Source organism: Sphingobacterium corticis (assembly GCF_042684745.1).
GTDB classification, from domain to species: Bacteria; Bacteroidota; Bacteroidia; order Sphingobacteriales; family Sphingobacteriaceae; genus Sphingobacterium; species Sphingobacterium corticis.
Genome location: NZ_JBHUMA010000007.1, coordinates 23,873 through 39,000, shown reverse-complemented (window position 1 = coordinate 39,000; position 15,128 = coordinate 23,873). Strand labels below are relative to the sequence as shown.

The window sequence follows — 15,128 nt, the reverse complement described above, 5'->3', positions numbered from 1 at the left end:
TATAAGTTTATGTATGTGGTTACAAATCTATTATTATTCCATGACTAGAAAAATTATTGTTTCAACACGTTCAATAATTTGAACATCCGTTGACGCATTGCCGAAGTACTACCTTTGTAGTTATTGACAAACAAGGTAAAGGTAAGTTGCTGTCCGTCGCGCGTTGTTTGGTAGCCGCTGTATGCTAAGACGCCGCCAATCGTTCCACTTTTCATTTTCATATTGTTGATCGAGGGCAGGCTTTCAAAGAAATCTTTATACCAGCTTCGGTTGGTTGCATACTGCATAATGCGATTCATTGCAGATGCGGTCACCCGATTTTCAGGCGACAGCCCACTACCATCTAGCGTGCCTAAATCGGAAACCGGAATGTTCAACGTTTGTTTCCAATAACCTTTAGCATAGTCTGCGCTCTCCGCCGTTGTTCGCAACGATTTCTTAATGTTTCCAATCGTTTTTAATAATGCTTCGCCATAAAGGTTGATGCTTTTGTGATTGAACCAATGGATGATTTGGGGAAGTTTAGGCGATTGATGTTCGGTAATGAGTTGTGTTGGCTGATCGCGATAATTTTGTAATTGGAATGCGGATGCTGCCGACCCATGAACGGCAATGCCTTCTTGTTCGAGATTCGCTTTTAGATCGTGCGCCAACTGAAAAGCAGGATCGGGAATGGACACTTCGATGGTTTTCTTCAAATCTTTACCAAAAGTTCCTTTCAATAAGATGGAAGTGGCGTATGGAGAGGAAAATCCGTAAACGCGATCGCCAGATCCCGGACTTCCGGTTGTTACTTCATTCTTGATGCTCAGGTAGGAAACATCATCCGTCCATTTTGAAATATGGGTTCGACTTCCCACTGCGCCCGGCGCGAATGTGATACCGGCTTTGTTTTCTTTCCAATTTAATCCCGAAACACCTGCTCCGTAATAATTGCCAATATCCGCGGTCGGCCATCCTGTTGGCACCTGATTCCCGTCGAATAGACGATCATCGCCGATAATTCTTCCGTCAATCTGTTTGATGCCTAGTTTTTTCATAGCGAAAGTCCAATGGTCAAGGATGTTTTGCGCTTTCATTGCATCATAGCGATCGCTACCCAATGTTGGATCACCAGAACCGCGCACGATAATATCACCACGCAAAATGCCATTTTGATCAATTTTTCCGCTGTATGAGAGCGTTGTTGTATAGCTAAAATCTGAACCGAGAAGATCGAATGCGGTGATGCTCGTAATTACTTTCAGCGTGGAGGCGGTTGCCATACCGCTATTGGTTTGATGCGCAAAAATTGTTTCTCCGGTTTTACTGTTGGTCACAAAAAACGCAGCTTGATTATTCGATAGGTTGGCTTCTCGCTGGAATTGACTGAACGCTTTCTGTATGTTGCTGGGAAGCGTTTGCGCGAAAGATGATGCGGAAACAAAAAGGAAAATGAATATAAATGCAATGCGAAAATATGCCATACCACAAATATCGTGATATGAGGTGAGGTTGCTGGTATTAAATTACCTTTCTTTTGACGGATGGTAACCGATAAGTAATTGCTTGGTATATTTACATTTTTATAGGATAATTTATATCTTAGAAAATCTAACTATCTCTATTATTTTATACTTATGAATTCTTTGTTTTATTCGAGGCACTCTTTGTTCATTGTCCTATTGTTGTTTGTATTAAGTTCGTGCTCGAAAGATGCTCCGCTGGAACAAGAAGTCGAGCGAACGAATACTTGGACGGTAGACGAGCGTTTTCAATATCATTTTAAAAGTCAGTTGTATGCTACTAAAATCGGTAATAAGCTGGCGATGATCGGTCCATACGGTTACACCAACCTGAAGTCTGATAGCTCCATGTCTCAAGGTTCAGAGATTAGTCGATACGCTTTGTACTTTACTCCATCTATAAATGTCAAGTTGCCAATAAGCGAACGTTATTTTGTAGGTGCAAATATGAAGGACGATAAAGTACTTTTTGTAAATTCAGATTACCCTGTAAGTACAGGACTAAGCTTTAGCCTTGATATGCGGACTATAGATCCAACGTTTCAAGAGCTGTTATTTGTGCATAGTCATTTTGGAGAATCCATGGCGATCAATGATAAAAATCAAACATTGATGGCATATCGGTCGGCTGACGAAAACAATTATCCGATTATGAAATTGCTTTTGGTTGATGTTGATGCTGGAGATGAAGAGCCAAGCAATTTTAGTTGGATGAAAATAAATAATAGCAAGGTAATCGATCTTGATAGAGAATCTCATTATGGAATGGATATGATCACTACAACAGGGGATAATTTCTTGGTTTCATCTCATTCAAAAACACTTCACGTGAGTTCGGACGGTGTTTATAAAGAAGTGTTGGATAAAGCACTTGTGCGAACTTTTTCAGATAAAGATATACTATACGGATTTGGAAGAAATGGAGATTTTTATCAGTCTTCGGATCGTGGTAATAGTTGGCGGAAGGCGTATGATGTTGAACGCCTTCTTAGTGACGTAACCTTTTCTCATGTCGGAGACCAATTGGTGGGTTACCGATACGGTCAGATTTGGAAATTTGACTTTAACGAGTCTGGATATGAAGCAGAAGAGTTGGTAAATGATGGATTAGTTGGCAATTTAATTACCTCATTAAATGAATTTGATGGTAAGATTTATATCACAACATTGTCTGGGGTGTACCATAAACCAATTGAACAATTTTTCGAGGTAAAGCCGAACGAGGAGAAGTAAATCGCTTTAAAAGGGATATAAACTAAAACAAAAAGACCGCAAGATTTTGTCTTGCGGTCTTTCTGTTTTTAAATCGCTTGCGTTTTGCCTTTTAGCCATTCTTGCTCTTCTGCATCAAGCAATGGAGCAAGTTGGTTGTAAGTCCAAGCGTTGTAGTTGTTCAACCAGTCGATATGCTTCGCATCTAGCAACGATTTGTTCACCAAATCGGTATCGATGTAGCAAACGGTCAAGGTTTCAAAATCCATGAAATCGCCGAACTCATTGTGCGAAAGCATTCTGCTCAACACCAAGTTCTCGATGCGGATTCCGTACGCGCCTTCCCGATACAATCCCGGTTCGATAGAAGAAATCATGCCTTCTTCCACGGCAATATCCACGTTCGACGGATTGAAAGTATGCGGACCTTCGTGTACATTCAAGAAGAAGCCAACACCGTGTCCGGTTCCATGTCCGTAATTGCGCAAAGTTTCCCAAATTGGTTTACGAGTGATTGCATCAATCTGATAACCGCGGGTGCCATGCGGGAAAATCGCTAAAGATCCGTCAATCATGCCTTTCAACACAATCGTGTAATCCTCTTTCTCTTCCGCCGTAATGTTACCCAAAGAAACGACGCGCGTGATATCCGTTGTACCTGACGTATATTGACCACCGGAATCCACCAATAATAAACCATCAGCTTCTAGCTTCGCATCACTTTTTGTTGTTGCTTTATAATGTGGCAATGCGCCGTGTTCTTTATAACCAGCGATGGTGTCAAATGATATGTCTACAAATCCAGGTTGTGCCGCGCGAAAAGATTGCAGCTGATCAGCAATGCTCATCTCGGTAAGTTCACCGGATTGCACATTTTCTTCCAACCACTTGAAAAAGCGTGTCAAAGCAACGCCGTCTTTCAGCATAGTTTCACGTGAAAGATTGACTTCAGTTGGATTTTTGACTGCTTTCAGGAATGTAGATGGATTCGTTTGCTCGATGATGTTGATGTCGGAAGGAATGCTTTCGTACACCGAGTAGCATGTGCGTTTTGGATCGATCAATAATTGCTCCACGCGCAAGCCAGCGATATATTGGTGTACATTTTCGTACGCCTCGATCGTAACATGTGCATTCGTTAATTCGGATTGATCCGCAGCGCTTAATTTTTTGCTATCAATAAACAAGGTTGTTTTCTCTTGCTCAATAACCAAAAATCCAAGAACAACCGGATTGCAGGGTACATCATTTCCACGGATATTCAGCGTCCATGCCAAATCGTCTAACGAAGAAATAATATGCGCTTGCGTACGCGCTTTCTGCATATCGCGGCGAATAGCAGCAATTTTGCTGATTGTATCTTGCCCCGTTGTATCAGGGTGAATCAAATATGCCGTTGCGGTTGGAAGTGCAGGGCGGTTTTCCCAGATCGCATCCAAAAGATCGACCGATCCATTGATTTGTATACCAATTGGTTCTAATTCTGATTGGATTGTTTTCGCTAAAAGCAAGGACGTTAAGTTGCCATCGAATGCAACGGTACTTCCTTTTTCAAACTTTTCACCTAACCATTCTACAAATTCGGCTTTCCCTTGCGATTTTAGTTTTACCAACTCAAATCCGGTGTTTTCCAATTGGTCTTTCCCTTGAACAAAATAACGTGCATCTGTCCAAAGTCCAGCGAAATCTTGTGTGATAACCAATGTTCCTGCCGACCCAGTAAATCCGGATGTCCAAGCGATTGCTTTAAAACGATCTGGTAAATACTCACTGATGTGCGGATCCGAAGAAGGAATAATATAAGCATCTATATGTTGCGCAGTCATCGCTGCACGAATAGCGGCTAATTTTTGAATATGCTCCATATAAGTTGTTGTTTTTGTGTTTGAAAATGAGATTAAGCGTTTGCAAGAATGGATAATTCTTGTGCTACGCGGCCAGCAATGTGCTGATAAGCTTCCGCGACAGGTTCGCTTTCGTCCAATAGAATCGGAAAGCCGTTATCTCCGGCATCAGCCACCGCTTTTACTAAAGGAATTTCTCCTAAAAACGGTACATTGTTTTCTGTAGCTAAACGTTTTCCACCATCTTTTCCAAAGATGTAGTACTGCTTGTCGGGAAGTTCGGCAGGCGTGAAGTACGCCATGTTTTCTACGACTCCAAGAACAGGCACGTTAATGCCTTCCATGCGGTACATTGCCATTCCTTTAATGGCATCTGCAAGCGCAACATGTTGCGGCGTAGTAACAATAACAGCTCCCGAAATAGGATAGGTTTGCGAAACGGTAATGTGAATATCGCCTGTTCCGGGCGGCATATCCACCACCAAATAATCGATTTCACCCCAATCCGCATCATTGAACAACTGCTTGATTGCTGATGTTGCCATCGGTCCGCGCCAAGGAATAGGCTGGTTGGGATCCGTGAAGAAACCGATGCTCAATAATTTTAAGCCAAAACGTTCCAACGGCAAAATTTTCGTTTGTCCGTCTGCGGTTTTCGTTGATTCCGGTTTTGCACCTTCTAAGCCAAACATAATCGGCAAAGAAGGGCCATAAATATCCGCATCCAACAAACCGGTACGTGCGCCTTGCTTACTTAGTGCCAACGCTAAGTTCGCGGCAACCGTTGATTTTCCAACTCCACCTTTCCCGGAGGAGACTAAAATGATATTTTTGATGCCTTTCAGTTGATTGTTGTCGGCAGCGACCACGCGGGAAGTCATGTTGATGTCGACTTCCACTTCTTTGGAAACAAAAAAACTAATCGCATTGCGACACGCGTGTTCGATATGATCTTTGAGCGGACAAGCGGGCGTCGTCAGCACCACATCAAAACGTATTTTATTGGGTAGAATTTCTATATTTTGAATCATGCGTAACGTCACCAAATCTTTTTTCAGATCAGGTTCTTCGACGTGACTAAGCGCATGTAGGATTTGTTCTTGCGTAATCATTATCTTTCGTTGGAAACACAAAGCTAAATAATGCCTTGCACACTCTTGTCATTTAGATGTTTTTAATGTTTTTTGTCTATTTTTAACCCGTATTTTACCACACACTGTTGTTATAGCCGGATGATGTTCGCACAGAAAATTCATATTACACCACGTCAAAAGAAAGTCGCGATTATTACCATCGCTTCGCTCATTGTTTTGCTCGCGGTCGGATTTATCTATTATTTTTCGGTGCGACAAGGTTTGCTGGATCGTGCGATCGCTAAAGCGCAAAAGCAACTGAAGGATGATTATGCGCTAAACCTTTCCATGCACAGTTATGGTTTCGCTGGATTGACCACCGTTCAGATGGATGGCGTGCAGGTCGTGCCGGATTCCGGCGAACGATTACTCAATGCCAAACAGATGCGTGTTTCGTTAGCATTTTGGCCATTGCTTAGAAAACAGATTCTCTTGGATGAACTAGGACTGGATCAAACGGCGCTTACCTTGGTGAAAGATGGCGATCAATCAAATTATGATTTCTTGTTCAAGAAAAAAGATTCGTCGAGCTCGGAAACGAAGCAAAAGCGTACTTTATCGCAAACCATCGATCGGCTGATCGGGCAAGCCTTTGATAAAATTCCAGAAAATTTGGAACTGAATGATGTGCGGGTAACTTATCAAGATAGTTCTGGCACGCAAGGAATTCGTATTCCCGAAGGGAAAATGCGCGGAGGGAAATATGATGTGGATGTTTTTCTGAATGAGCTCATGGATAAATGGAATTTGAAGGGCGAAATTGATAAAGATGATGAATCGTTTCGAGTAACCGTAGCTTCGGAAACACCAAATATGGAAGTTCCTTTTTTACGTAGTCGTTTAGGTTTAGCGGTAACCTTTGAAGAAGTAACGTTTGATCTTAAAGAAATTAAAAGGCACGGAGCAAACCAAATGAAATTGCTTGGTAAGTGGGAAGTGAAAGATTTGCAGGTTTTTCACCGTCGACTTTCCGAAAAGCCTGTTCTTATTCCAAATGCATCGGCTGAAGGTGGATTTATTGTTGATGAGAATGCCATTGAACTGGCGGAAGGCTCCGAAATTCGTGTGAAAGATTTTATTGTAAAACCGCAGTTCAAATATCGCCATCGCCCGACGCCGTTTTTAGAACTTTCCGTACATACCGGGAAATTTGAGGCGCAGGATTTCTTTGACGCAATTCCCGATCAGCTTTTTGAAAATTTAAAAGGTTTGGAAGTAAAAGGGGAGATCGCTTATCAGCTGGATTTTGCGGTGGATTTCGATAATCCGGATTCATTGCTTTTCCGTTCGCAAATGGACGATCGCGCTTTGAAGATTGTGAAATGGGGACAAGCGAATATTGCGGCGTTAAACCAACCATTTGTGCATGAGATTTATGAAGACACCGCCAAACTGCGCGATATCGTGGTTGGTCCAAACAATCCGAACTTCCGAACGTTGGGTAACATTGCGCCAATTTTGCAGCGAACCGTATTGAATACGGAAGATCCCTTTTTCTACGATCACCATGGTTTTGAAGAAGAAGCTTTCAAGTTGTCGATCGTTAAAAATATAGAAGAACGAGGATTCAAACGTGGCGCAAGCACAATTTCCATGCAGCTGATCAAAAATTTGTATTTGAATCGTAATAAAACGATGATGCGCAAGTTCGAAGAGATTCTGTTGGTTTGGTTGATGGAGCGTTCACAAGCGGTGAGCAAGGATCGGCTCTTTGAGATATACCTCAACATCATTGAATGGGGAAAGAATATTTATGGAATCGCCGAAGCTTCCAATTATTATTTTGGGAAAACGCCGGATAAATTGGATCTAGGCGAAAGCTTGTTTTTATCTAGCATTATACCTCGGCCAAAAACTGGGTTGGCCTCATTTGATTATACCGGACATCTGAAACCGTGGGTGCGCAGGCATTTCAATACATACGGCTATATTCTGAATAAGCTAAATCAGCTAAACGACGTGGCCGTGCCCGAAGCATACGGATTTTATGGCGTTACTTTACAGCCTAATCTGCGTCCGCCTCGCCCATACGGTGTGGTAGATTCGGTGCCATCTTCCGATGATTTGCATGATTTGATTGAGGATATTGACGTGGAAGAACAACAACACCAGCGTTTGTTAGAACGGCTTTTCGGAGGGCAGGATTCTACCCGCAACAACTAGCGAGCAACTATGGATAATAAGATTACAATCGACGATATGGATTTCGAATTGCTTATTGATAATGAGCAAATTCAAAAAAGTACGCGATTGATTGGGATAGATATCAATGTGAAATACCAAGACAAGCTGCCTGTTTTTGTAGGCGTTTTGAATGGCTCTTTTATGTTTATGGCAGATTTGTTGAAGCAAATCACCATTCCTTGCGAAATGTCGTTTATGAAACTTTCATTCTATCACGGTACTGAACAACAAAATGTAAAGGAGTTGATTGGTCTAGAGATGGATTTGCGGGATCGACATATTATCATCGTGGAAGATATTGTGGATACTGGAAATAGTTTGAAGCACACAATCGAAGCGCTGGAAAAGCTTCATGTGCAATCCATCGCGGTATGCACGTTATTGATCAAACCCGATTGCATGGAGCATGATTTCGATAATATCCTGTACACCGGATTTGAAATCGAGAAAGAATTCGTAGTTGGTTATGGCTTAGATTACAACGGCCTTTGCAGAAATCTTATGCACATTTACAAACATGTGCCGAAAGATTAACTTTCGTTAAGCCTTCGGCAAATATTTTAAGATTTCCGCTTAGCGAAACGAACAGCTGGTCACATGGTCATTGACCATGCCCACAGCCTGCATGTACGCGTAACAGATTGTAGTTCCGAAAAACTTTACACCACGTTTCTTTAAATCCTTCGCAATGGCATCCGAAATTGGCGTTGCAGCTGGAACTTCGCTTAGCGATGTGAAATGATTGATGATCGGCTCGTTATTCGGCATAAACGAATACAAGTATTTGTAGAAGCTACCATATTCCTTTTGAATCGCTAAGAAAATTTGCGCATTGGTAATCGTGCTGCGCACTTTTAATCGATTGCGAATAATGCCCGCATCTTTCAAGATTTCTTCGACATCTTCATCGGTAAACTTTACAATTTTTTCCGGATCAAACCCGGCGAATAATCGGCGGTAATTTTCTCTTTTTCGTAAAATCGTGATCCAGCTTAATCCAGCTTGCGCCGATTCCAAAACCAAAAATTCGAATAGAACACGATCGTCTGTAACAACCTGTCCCCATTCTTCATCGTGGTAATCCTGGTATAATTTGTCGTTGCCGCACCATCCGCAGCGGGTGATTGTTGATGTTTCCATTGGTTTTGTGAAAATACGAGTTTTCCGCTGATATTGCCAATTCCCGATATACTCGTTACTTTTACAACTTTATGCAAGCAAAAGTATTTTGGATTTTTATGTGGTCGGCATTGTCGATGTTGATGTCGACGAAGCAATCCTTCGCACAAGATTTGTATCGTGCGCAATCTTCCGCCCAATTGGAAATGATCCGATTACAAGACAGTCTTCGCGAAGTGTATGTGCAGGATTCCATTCGCCATCGCTTTGCGACCGATTATAGTGCGCTGATTTATGATAATCCTTACCGAGAAAACTTTTTAGCTGATCGTTTTCGCGATTTGCCTAACCAAGTTCCGGATAAATGGTTGGTTTGGGAAGAACATCTTCGCGATGCGGTTTCTATAGATACAGTGGCGGGAATTGAGCGCCCGCATCGTCCGGTTTGGGTGTTGATCACAGCATTGGTATTGTTGCTTTGTGTCGGATTGATTCGATTTGCTTTTCCGGCCGAGTTCCACATCATCATTGACGCGTATTATCGAGAGCGTTTGCTGCAGCAGATCAGTAAAGAAGATAGCATGGCTACCTCTTGGCCATATGTGTTCCTTTACGCGGTATTCAGTTTGGCGTTGGGTTTATTTATTGTCGTGTACATGTCGGGTTTCCGAGATGTCGGCTTTCTGACATTTGCTAATTATTTGAAAGCTTCAGGATTAATCGCTGTTCTCTTTATTCTGAAAATTCTTTTAGTACGTTTTATTTCTATTGTTTTCGGTTTGGAAAGATTGGTTAGGGAATATATTACGGTGGTTTATCTGGTATATTTTAACAGTATGTTATTTTTACTACCGTTCTTATTATTTATTATTCTGTCCCCAGCTTCATACTTTAATATAATATTAATTCTGTTCATCATATCTATCTCTATTATGTTCATTTATAGAGTCTTTCGAACGGTGTTAAATATTTTTGGTCAGACTCAATTTTCTATATCTTATTTAATTATTTATCTTTGCACCTTGGAAATTGCTCCGATCCTATTGCTGATTAGAGCTTTAGGCCATTAAATAATTCCATACTTATGCAGATTGATGTAGAAAGAGCAAAGAAAGTCAAGAGTATTCTTGTGACTTTGCCAAGACCTGAAAATGAAAAATCTCCTTATTTCGCGTTGGCGGAAAAATATAATTTGAAGTTAGATTTTCGTGCTTTTATACATGTAGAAGGTGTTTTGGGAAAAGATGTGCGGAAAGATAAAATCGATTTTGCAGATTATACCGCAGTAATTTTTACCAGTAAAAATGCTGTAGATCATTTCTTTAGAGTATGCGAAGAAATGCGATTCGAAGTTTCCGCCGATATGAAGTATTTCTGTATCACAGAGGCAATTGCACTGTATCTTCAAAAGTACATACAATATAGAAAACGTAAGATTTTCTTCGGAAAACAAACTGCGAAAGATTTGGAAGATGTACTTAAAAAGCATAATAATGAAAAGTTTCTTTTCCCTTGCTCGGATGTAGCTAACGAAGAAACGCAAAATTGGTTGCAAGAAAACGGATACGATTCTACGCCGGTAGTTCTCTTCAGAACGGTTATTAGCGATTTGAGTGATTTGAAAGATGTTTTTTACGACGTGATCGTATTTTTTAGTCCATCCAGCGTACAGTCGTTGTTTGAGAACTTTTCGGATTTCGTACAAAATAATACACGTATCGCTGCATTTGGCGCAACTACGCAACAAGCCTTGTTAGATCATAACTTGATTTTGGATATTCCGGCACCAACGCCTGAAGCACCAAGTATGACTATGGCGGTAGAGCAATACATCAAAGCAGTCAATAAATAATCGGTTAGGTATTTTAGCACCGCTGAACAATTTGAAAATAAACAAGAGGATGGCAGTTGTCATCCTTTTTTAATATAAGATCATTTTTGATCAAAGCTCCATTTTTATGAAATGATTCTTATCACTTATGCAATTCAATTGTTTTTGGGTTGACTTTTGTAGGGATTATTTTTTTATGTTTGTAATTGTTCTAAACTAAGTAAGCTTGTGAAACTAAAACCAGTCGAAAGCATCTCAGGAATATCCTCAGCGGATTTTGTGAGGGATTACTTGAATAAAGGTCAGCCTGTGCTGATCAAAGATTTTGTACGTAAAGACAGCCCATGCTGGACGAAATGGAATTATGACTATTTCAAAGAGATCGCTGGCGCTGAAAAAATAAATGTGTACGGGCGTGAGGAAGAAGGGCAGCAACATGCTGCCAGTCCGCCCATTGGTCAAATGACCTTTGGTGAATATCTAGATCTCATCCGTAAAGGCCCAACCGAATTGAGACTTTTTCTATTCAATTTAATGAAAATACGTCCTGAATTAAAGAAGGATGTTCTTTTTAACGATGTGACAGGAGGGAAGGTTTTGCAGTGGTTGCCTTACATGTTTTTTGGAGGAGAAGGTTCTGCAACGCGGAATCATTTCGATATCGACATGTCGCATGTATTCATTTCTCAATTCCAAGGAGCTAAGCGCATTTGGGTGTTCCCGAACAACCAATCGGATTTGATGTATAAATTGCCGTATAATTTCCACAGTATTGTCAACCTGAAAACCGGAGATCCGGAGGAATATCCGGGGTTGAAATTATTGGATGGTTACGAAGCTGTCATTAATCCAGGTGATACGTTGTATATGCCAGCAGGATGGTGGCATTACATTCAGTACGAAACCGAAGGTTATTCTATATCTGTACGCGCTTTGCCAAATTCATTGATCGAAAAAATTAAGGGCGCAAGAAATCTTTTCGTAACACGTCATTTCGATGATGCAATGCGCAAGATTTTCAAAGATAAATGGTACAACTACAAAATGGAAGTAGCCAAATGGCGCGCAAATCGAGCCATCAAAAAGAAAGTAAAAAGTTAAATAAAAAAGAGGGCACTGCCCTCTTTTTTATTTGCTATCTTGTAATGTTTTAACCAATTACTAGCCAATGTTCAATAAATTAATGCGATTTTCCGCATATATCCTTTTAGGATTATTAATCTTCATGATCGTGTTTATTTGGCATTTAGAAGATCCGAGATTCACCTCATGGGAAAGACCAATTCAGACCATGATATCTTTGTTTATGGTGCTATCTGTGGTGAATAAATCGGTGAATAGAAAAGGAAGCAAAAGTGATACTTAGCCATTATTCCTGCTCATCATCCGTATTTTCTGAGATACTATTTCTGTAAAAGAGCGTATATGGATCGCTCGGATAAACGTGCATATCCGGTTTGTGGCGGAACGGAATGCTTGGATCAAATATTTCTTCCAAGGTGCGACGGAGGAATGTAATAAATTCGGATTTCTGTTCGCGCAGATAATCGCCTTCTAACAAACCTTCATTTTTGCTGTAAAATAAAGTGCCATCCTCGCGCATTCGACGAGCCACATACAAATGAGGTTCGAGTTCTTTTCGCCCTGTTTTTTCTTCAAAAACGTATGCATAAAATAGGGTTTGAACGAGTGCTTTGTGCAAATCATTCGTTCCATTTAGGGCGAACATTGTTTCCGCAGTTTCTTCGTCGTCCTTGTTTCTCGCCTTTTTAAATTCTACTTTATCGGCTCCAGTTTTGTAATCGACAATACGCGTTTTGATCTCGTCATCGTGCGTCACTACTTCATCCACACGGTCAATGATTCCATAAATTTTTATGTATTCCGTTTTGCCTTGCACCGTTATTGGAAAATCTAGGTAATAATCTTCGCTATTCTCTAACTCAATAATTCGGAACATCTTGTAATGTTCCATATCGTGTTCGACGTAAACTTTGATGTACGCCGATGCGATCTGCAACATGATGCGTTGAAGGCTGTTCAGTTCGTTGGCATTTTTATATTCCGTGTGATATTGCCGACCAATTTCCTGTACTACCATCGCTTCAATCTTTGGAATATTCTCGCCCAAAACTTTCGTGGAAGTGAATGTTTCCAAATGGTGGAAAGGGGTAAATATGCGTTCCATCACTTCGTGAATAATGGTTCCCAAATTGTTGATCTCGAATTCTTGAGAAACGGAAGGCGGTTCTTTTATGCCGGCAATGTGTCTCAAGAAGAATTGCAACGGTGACTGTAAATAGGTGGTCAGTCCGGTCGCGGATATGTGGCTGGATCGATCTCGGAGGTAGGAATTGTATAAGGTATCCCAAACTTTTCCTGTTTTTTCGATCACCAATTCCGGCTCTTTGTCGACAAATGAAATGGCCTGCTGCTGCGTGCGATGTACAAATTGGAACTGACTTTCGAATGCCAATTGTTTGATAAAACGACTTTCTTCTCCCGAGCTGCTTTCATTCACGACGCTATTATAAAACAGATGGATGGATTCGCTATGTTGAAAATGACGATAGAAAATATATGCGGACAACGCGTCTTGGTTCGCCAATATCGGCAATCCGTATGCACGTCGTAGATTATCTGGCAGAAACGTTGCGGAGTTGGATGTTTTTGGCAAAATTCCTTCGTTCGCGCCGAGGATATAAACGTGGTCGAAATTTAAACTCCGGCTTTCTAGCAAACCCATGATTTGAATCCCTTTCAATGGATCGCCCTCGATGGCTGCTGAAATAGGAGCAAGCGCTTTGCGAATTAACCCAATTTGAAAAGGAATGTTTAATGGTCCGATTTGATCCATTCCCAGAAGTAATTGCTGTAAAACGCGACGCGTTTCGAATAGCAAAGTTTGATCAATCTGTGGAAGAATACCTTCGCCAGAGGAGGTTTGTTGTAAAGCTTCCAAAAGTGCCATCATATTCGGAATTAGCGCTGCCGAATTCGCGGTCGGTTGAAAGAATGTTGGAACGGTGGAACTGCTAATAGACAAGATATCCAATCGAACTTCGAAAAGCTGTTTATCGACCACATCTTTCTGAATGCTTTCGCGCTGTTCTTGTGCTAAGCGAACCATCGGATGGCTGAGAAAACTTTCAATCATCGGATAGGGAAGCTTTTCCTTTTTCCGCCAGGAAACTTCTTCCTGCACATGTAACCACAAATCCAGCAAGCCGAACAATGGAGATTGAAGCAAAGGAAATCCGGTCGTGATATTTATCTGCAAGGCAGGCAAACTCTGCAACAGCGGAACTAATAAACTTTCGTCGGCTAAAAGAATGGCGGAAGTTTTCCCTTCGTGTTCATTTTCCAGCAGTAAATCGTGCACCAGTTTTGCCTGAGCGACCTTTCCTAAGGATGCGTAAACGTGCACTTGATCGGTTCGGTTGCCAATCAAATTGGGCGTTTCGCCCAACGCATTAACTAATCCGGTTTGAAATATGTTTCTCCGAATGAATAGCCCCGCTTCCTGCATATTGTCGTCCAAGTAATAGCTGTCCGCATCGAAATAAAATAGTGCTTTCCCTTCATCTTGCCAGCGTTTAAATAAAGTCGCTTCCGCTCGATTTAGTGCGTTGAACCCAACAAATATGACCTGTTTGTAAGCAGAAACGATATCAGAAGAATGCTTGTCGTTTTCCGCAAGATCGCGATACAGCATTGCGTAATTAGTAAGGTTTTCATTCGCCAAGCGCTCTTTGAAACGTCGATAAAGTTGCGGTAAGCGCTTCCATAGTTTTAAAAATCGTTGTTGCACGCCCGTGTGTCCCGACATGGAGAACGATTGCCAAAATTGGCGAATATACGCTTGTTGCTCCGCGGTAAGATGTTGAAATTCGAGGTCGATTTTCGTGGTGTCGTACAATTCGGTATAAATCTGATCGACGGCAACCAGTTCGTAATCCAACTGACTAAAATCGCTTAGAATGATCTCTGCAATAGGATAGAATTCTTCCGGACTTTCCGGCTCACCACCTTCTTGCTTCACCATTTCATTGTGCAATTCGTATAAATAGAAAAATTGCCTCAACGCAGATGCTTCACCGCGCGTTGTCGCTTGCTTGACGAATTCTTGGATGGTAAAAAATTGTGGCGACCAAATGGCCTGCTTATACACTTCCGAAAGATGTTTCTTGAGGTAGGTAATCGGACGTTTGTTGTTGAAAACGATGGCGATTTCCGACAAATCTTGTCCGAACCGCTGTTTGATATCTTCTGCTACTAAATGTAGGAATGCTTGCATGTT

At 41.3% G+C, this 15,128-nt stretch carries 12 protein-coding genes; 7 read left to right on the top strand and 5 right to left on the bottom strand.

Annotation, left to right across the window (positions count from 1 at the left end; genetic code table 11):
* Positions 1–53 precede the first annotated feature (53 nt).
* Entirely contained in the window at positions 54–1,466 is a 1,413-nt protein-coding gene (gene dacB, locus ACFSQ3_RS13365) for a D-alanyl-D-alanine carboxypeptidase/D-alanyl-D-alanine endopeptidase (RefSeq protein WP_380870069.1), read from the bottom strand.
* Positions 1,467–1,619: 153 nt separating this feature from the next.
* Here dacB and ACFSQ3_RS13360 point away from each other — a divergent pair, with 153 nt between their 5' ends.
* Entirely contained in the window at positions 1,620–2,738 is a 1,119-nt protein-coding gene (locus ACFSQ3_RS13360; protein WP_380870068.1) for a hypothetical protein, read from the top strand.
* Positions 2,739–2,806: 68 nt separating this feature from the next.
* On the opposite strand, the gene ACFSQ3_RS13355 is transcribed toward ACFSQ3_RS13360, so the two are convergent.
* Positions 2,807–4,582, bottom strand: coding sequence for an aminopeptidase P family protein (locus ACFSQ3_RS13355; RefSeq protein WP_380870067.1), 1,776 nt, complete (start codon positions 4,580–4,582; stop codon positions 2,807–2,809).
* Between the two features lie 32 nt (positions 4,583–4,614).
* A complete protein-coding gene (locus tag ACFSQ3_RS13350) occupies positions 4,615–5,673 on the bottom strand; it encodes an Mrp/NBP35 family ATP-binding protein (protein WP_380870066.1) in 1,059 nt (352 codons plus the stop codon).
* A gap of 120 nt (positions 5,674–5,793) precedes the next feature.
* Between ACFSQ3_RS13350 and ACFSQ3_RS13345 the strand changes: the two genes are divergently transcribed.
* Positions 5,794–7,857, top strand: coding sequence for a transglycosylase domain-containing protein (locus tag ACFSQ3_RS13345; protein WP_380870065.1), 2,064 nt, complete (start codon positions 5,794–5,796; stop codon positions 7,855–7,857).
* 9 nt (positions 7,858–7,866) lie between these two features.
* The gene (gene hpt / locus ACFSQ3_RS13340) at positions 7,867–8,412 is read left to right on the top strand and encodes a hypoxanthine phosphoribosyltransferase (protein WP_380870064.1); all 546 of its coding nucleotides are present in this window, start codon (positions 7,867–7,869) and stop codon (positions 8,410–8,412) included.
* Positions 8,413–8,451: 39 nt separating this feature from the next.
* Here the strand turns inward: hpt and ACFSQ3_RS13335 are convergent, their stop codons facing one another.
* A complete protein-coding gene (locus ACFSQ3_RS13335; protein ID WP_380870063.1) occupies positions 8,452–9,018 on the bottom strand; it encodes a DNA-3-methyladenine glycosylase I in 567 nt (188 codons plus the stop codon).
* 71 nt (positions 9,019–9,089) lie between these two features.
* On the opposite strand from ACFSQ3_RS13335, the gene ACFSQ3_RS13330 reads away from it, so the two are divergent.
* From ACFSQ3_RS13330 to ACFSQ3_RS13315, 4 genes are all read left to right on the top strand, one after another.
* Complete coding sequence (locus tag ACFSQ3_RS13330; protein WP_380870062.1) at positions 9,090–10,067, top strand: DUF4271 domain-containing protein; 978 nt, start codon at positions 9,090–9,092, stop codon at positions 10,065–10,067.
* A 14-nt stretch (positions 10,068–10,081) separates the two neighbouring features.
* Entirely contained in the window at positions 10,082–10,849 is a 768-nt protein-coding gene (locus tag ACFSQ3_RS13325) for a uroporphyrinogen-III synthase (protein ID WP_380870061.1), read from the top strand.
* 207 nt (positions 10,850–11,056) lie between these two features.
* On the top strand, positions 11,057–11,929 hold the full coding sequence (locus tag ACFSQ3_RS13320) for a cupin-like domain-containing protein (protein ID WP_380870060.1): 873 nt from the start codon (positions 11,057–11,059) through the stop codon (positions 11,927–11,929).
* Positions 11,930–11,996: 67 nt separating this feature from the next.
* On the top strand, positions 11,997–12,194 hold the full coding sequence (locus tag ACFSQ3_RS13315) for a hypothetical protein (protein ID WP_380870059.1): 198 nt from the start codon (positions 11,997–11,999) through the stop codon (positions 12,192–12,194).
* Between the two features lie 3 nt (positions 12,195–12,197).
* Here ACFSQ3_RS13315 and ACFSQ3_RS13310 read toward each other — a convergent pair whose 3' ends face one another.
* On the bottom strand, positions 12,198–15,125 hold the full coding sequence (locus ACFSQ3_RS13310) for a PD-(D/E)XK nuclease family protein (protein WP_380870058.1): 2,928 nt from the start codon (positions 15,123–15,125) through the stop codon (positions 12,198–12,200).
* Between the last annotated feature and the right edge of the window lie 3 nt (positions 15,126–15,128).

Bases quoted from the DNA above. Each gene is read 5' to 3' on its own strand.
- ACFSQ3_RS13315 (WP_380870059.1), top strand. From the start codon at position 11,997: ATGTTCAATAAATTAATGCGATTTTCCGCATATATCCTTTTAGGATTA.
- ACFSQ3_RS13335 (WP_380870063.1), bottom strand. From the start codon at position 9,018: ATGGAAACATCAACAATCACCCGCTGCGGATGGTGCGGCAACGACAAA.
- ACFSQ3_RS13325 (WP_380870061.1), top strand. From the start codon at position 10,082: ATGCAGATTGATGTAGAAAGAGCAAAGAAAGTCAAGAGTATTCTTGTG.
- hpt (WP_380870064.1), top strand. From the start codon at position 7,867: ATGGATAATAAGATTACAATCGACGATATGGATTTCGAATTGCTTATT.
- ACFSQ3_RS13360 (WP_380870068.1), top strand. From the start codon at position 1,620: ATGAATTCTTTGTTTTATTCGAGGCACTCTTTGTTCATTGTCCTATTG.
- ACFSQ3_RS13355 (WP_380870067.1), bottom strand. From the start codon at position 4,582: ATGGAGCATATTCAAAAATTAGCCGCTATTCGTGCAGCGATGACTGCG.
- ACFSQ3_RS13350 (WP_380870066.1), bottom strand. From the start codon at position 5,673: ATGATTACGCAAGAACAAATCCTACATGCGCTTAGTCACGTCGAAGAA.
- ACFSQ3_RS13310 (WP_380870058.1), bottom strand. From the start codon at position 15,125: ATGCAAGCATTCCTACATTTAGTAGCAGAAGATATCAAACAGCGGTTC.
- ACFSQ3_RS13345 (WP_380870065.1), top strand. From the start codon at position 5,794: ATGATGTTCGCACAGAAAATTCATATTACACCACGTCAAAAGAAAGTC.
- ACFSQ3_RS13330 (WP_380870062.1), top strand. From the start codon at position 9,090: ATGCAAGCAAAAGTATTTTGGATTTTTATGTGGTCGGCATTGTCGATG.
- dacB (WP_380870069.1), bottom strand. From the start codon at position 1,466: ATGGCATATTTTCGCATTGCATTTATATTCATTTTCCTTTTTGTTTCC.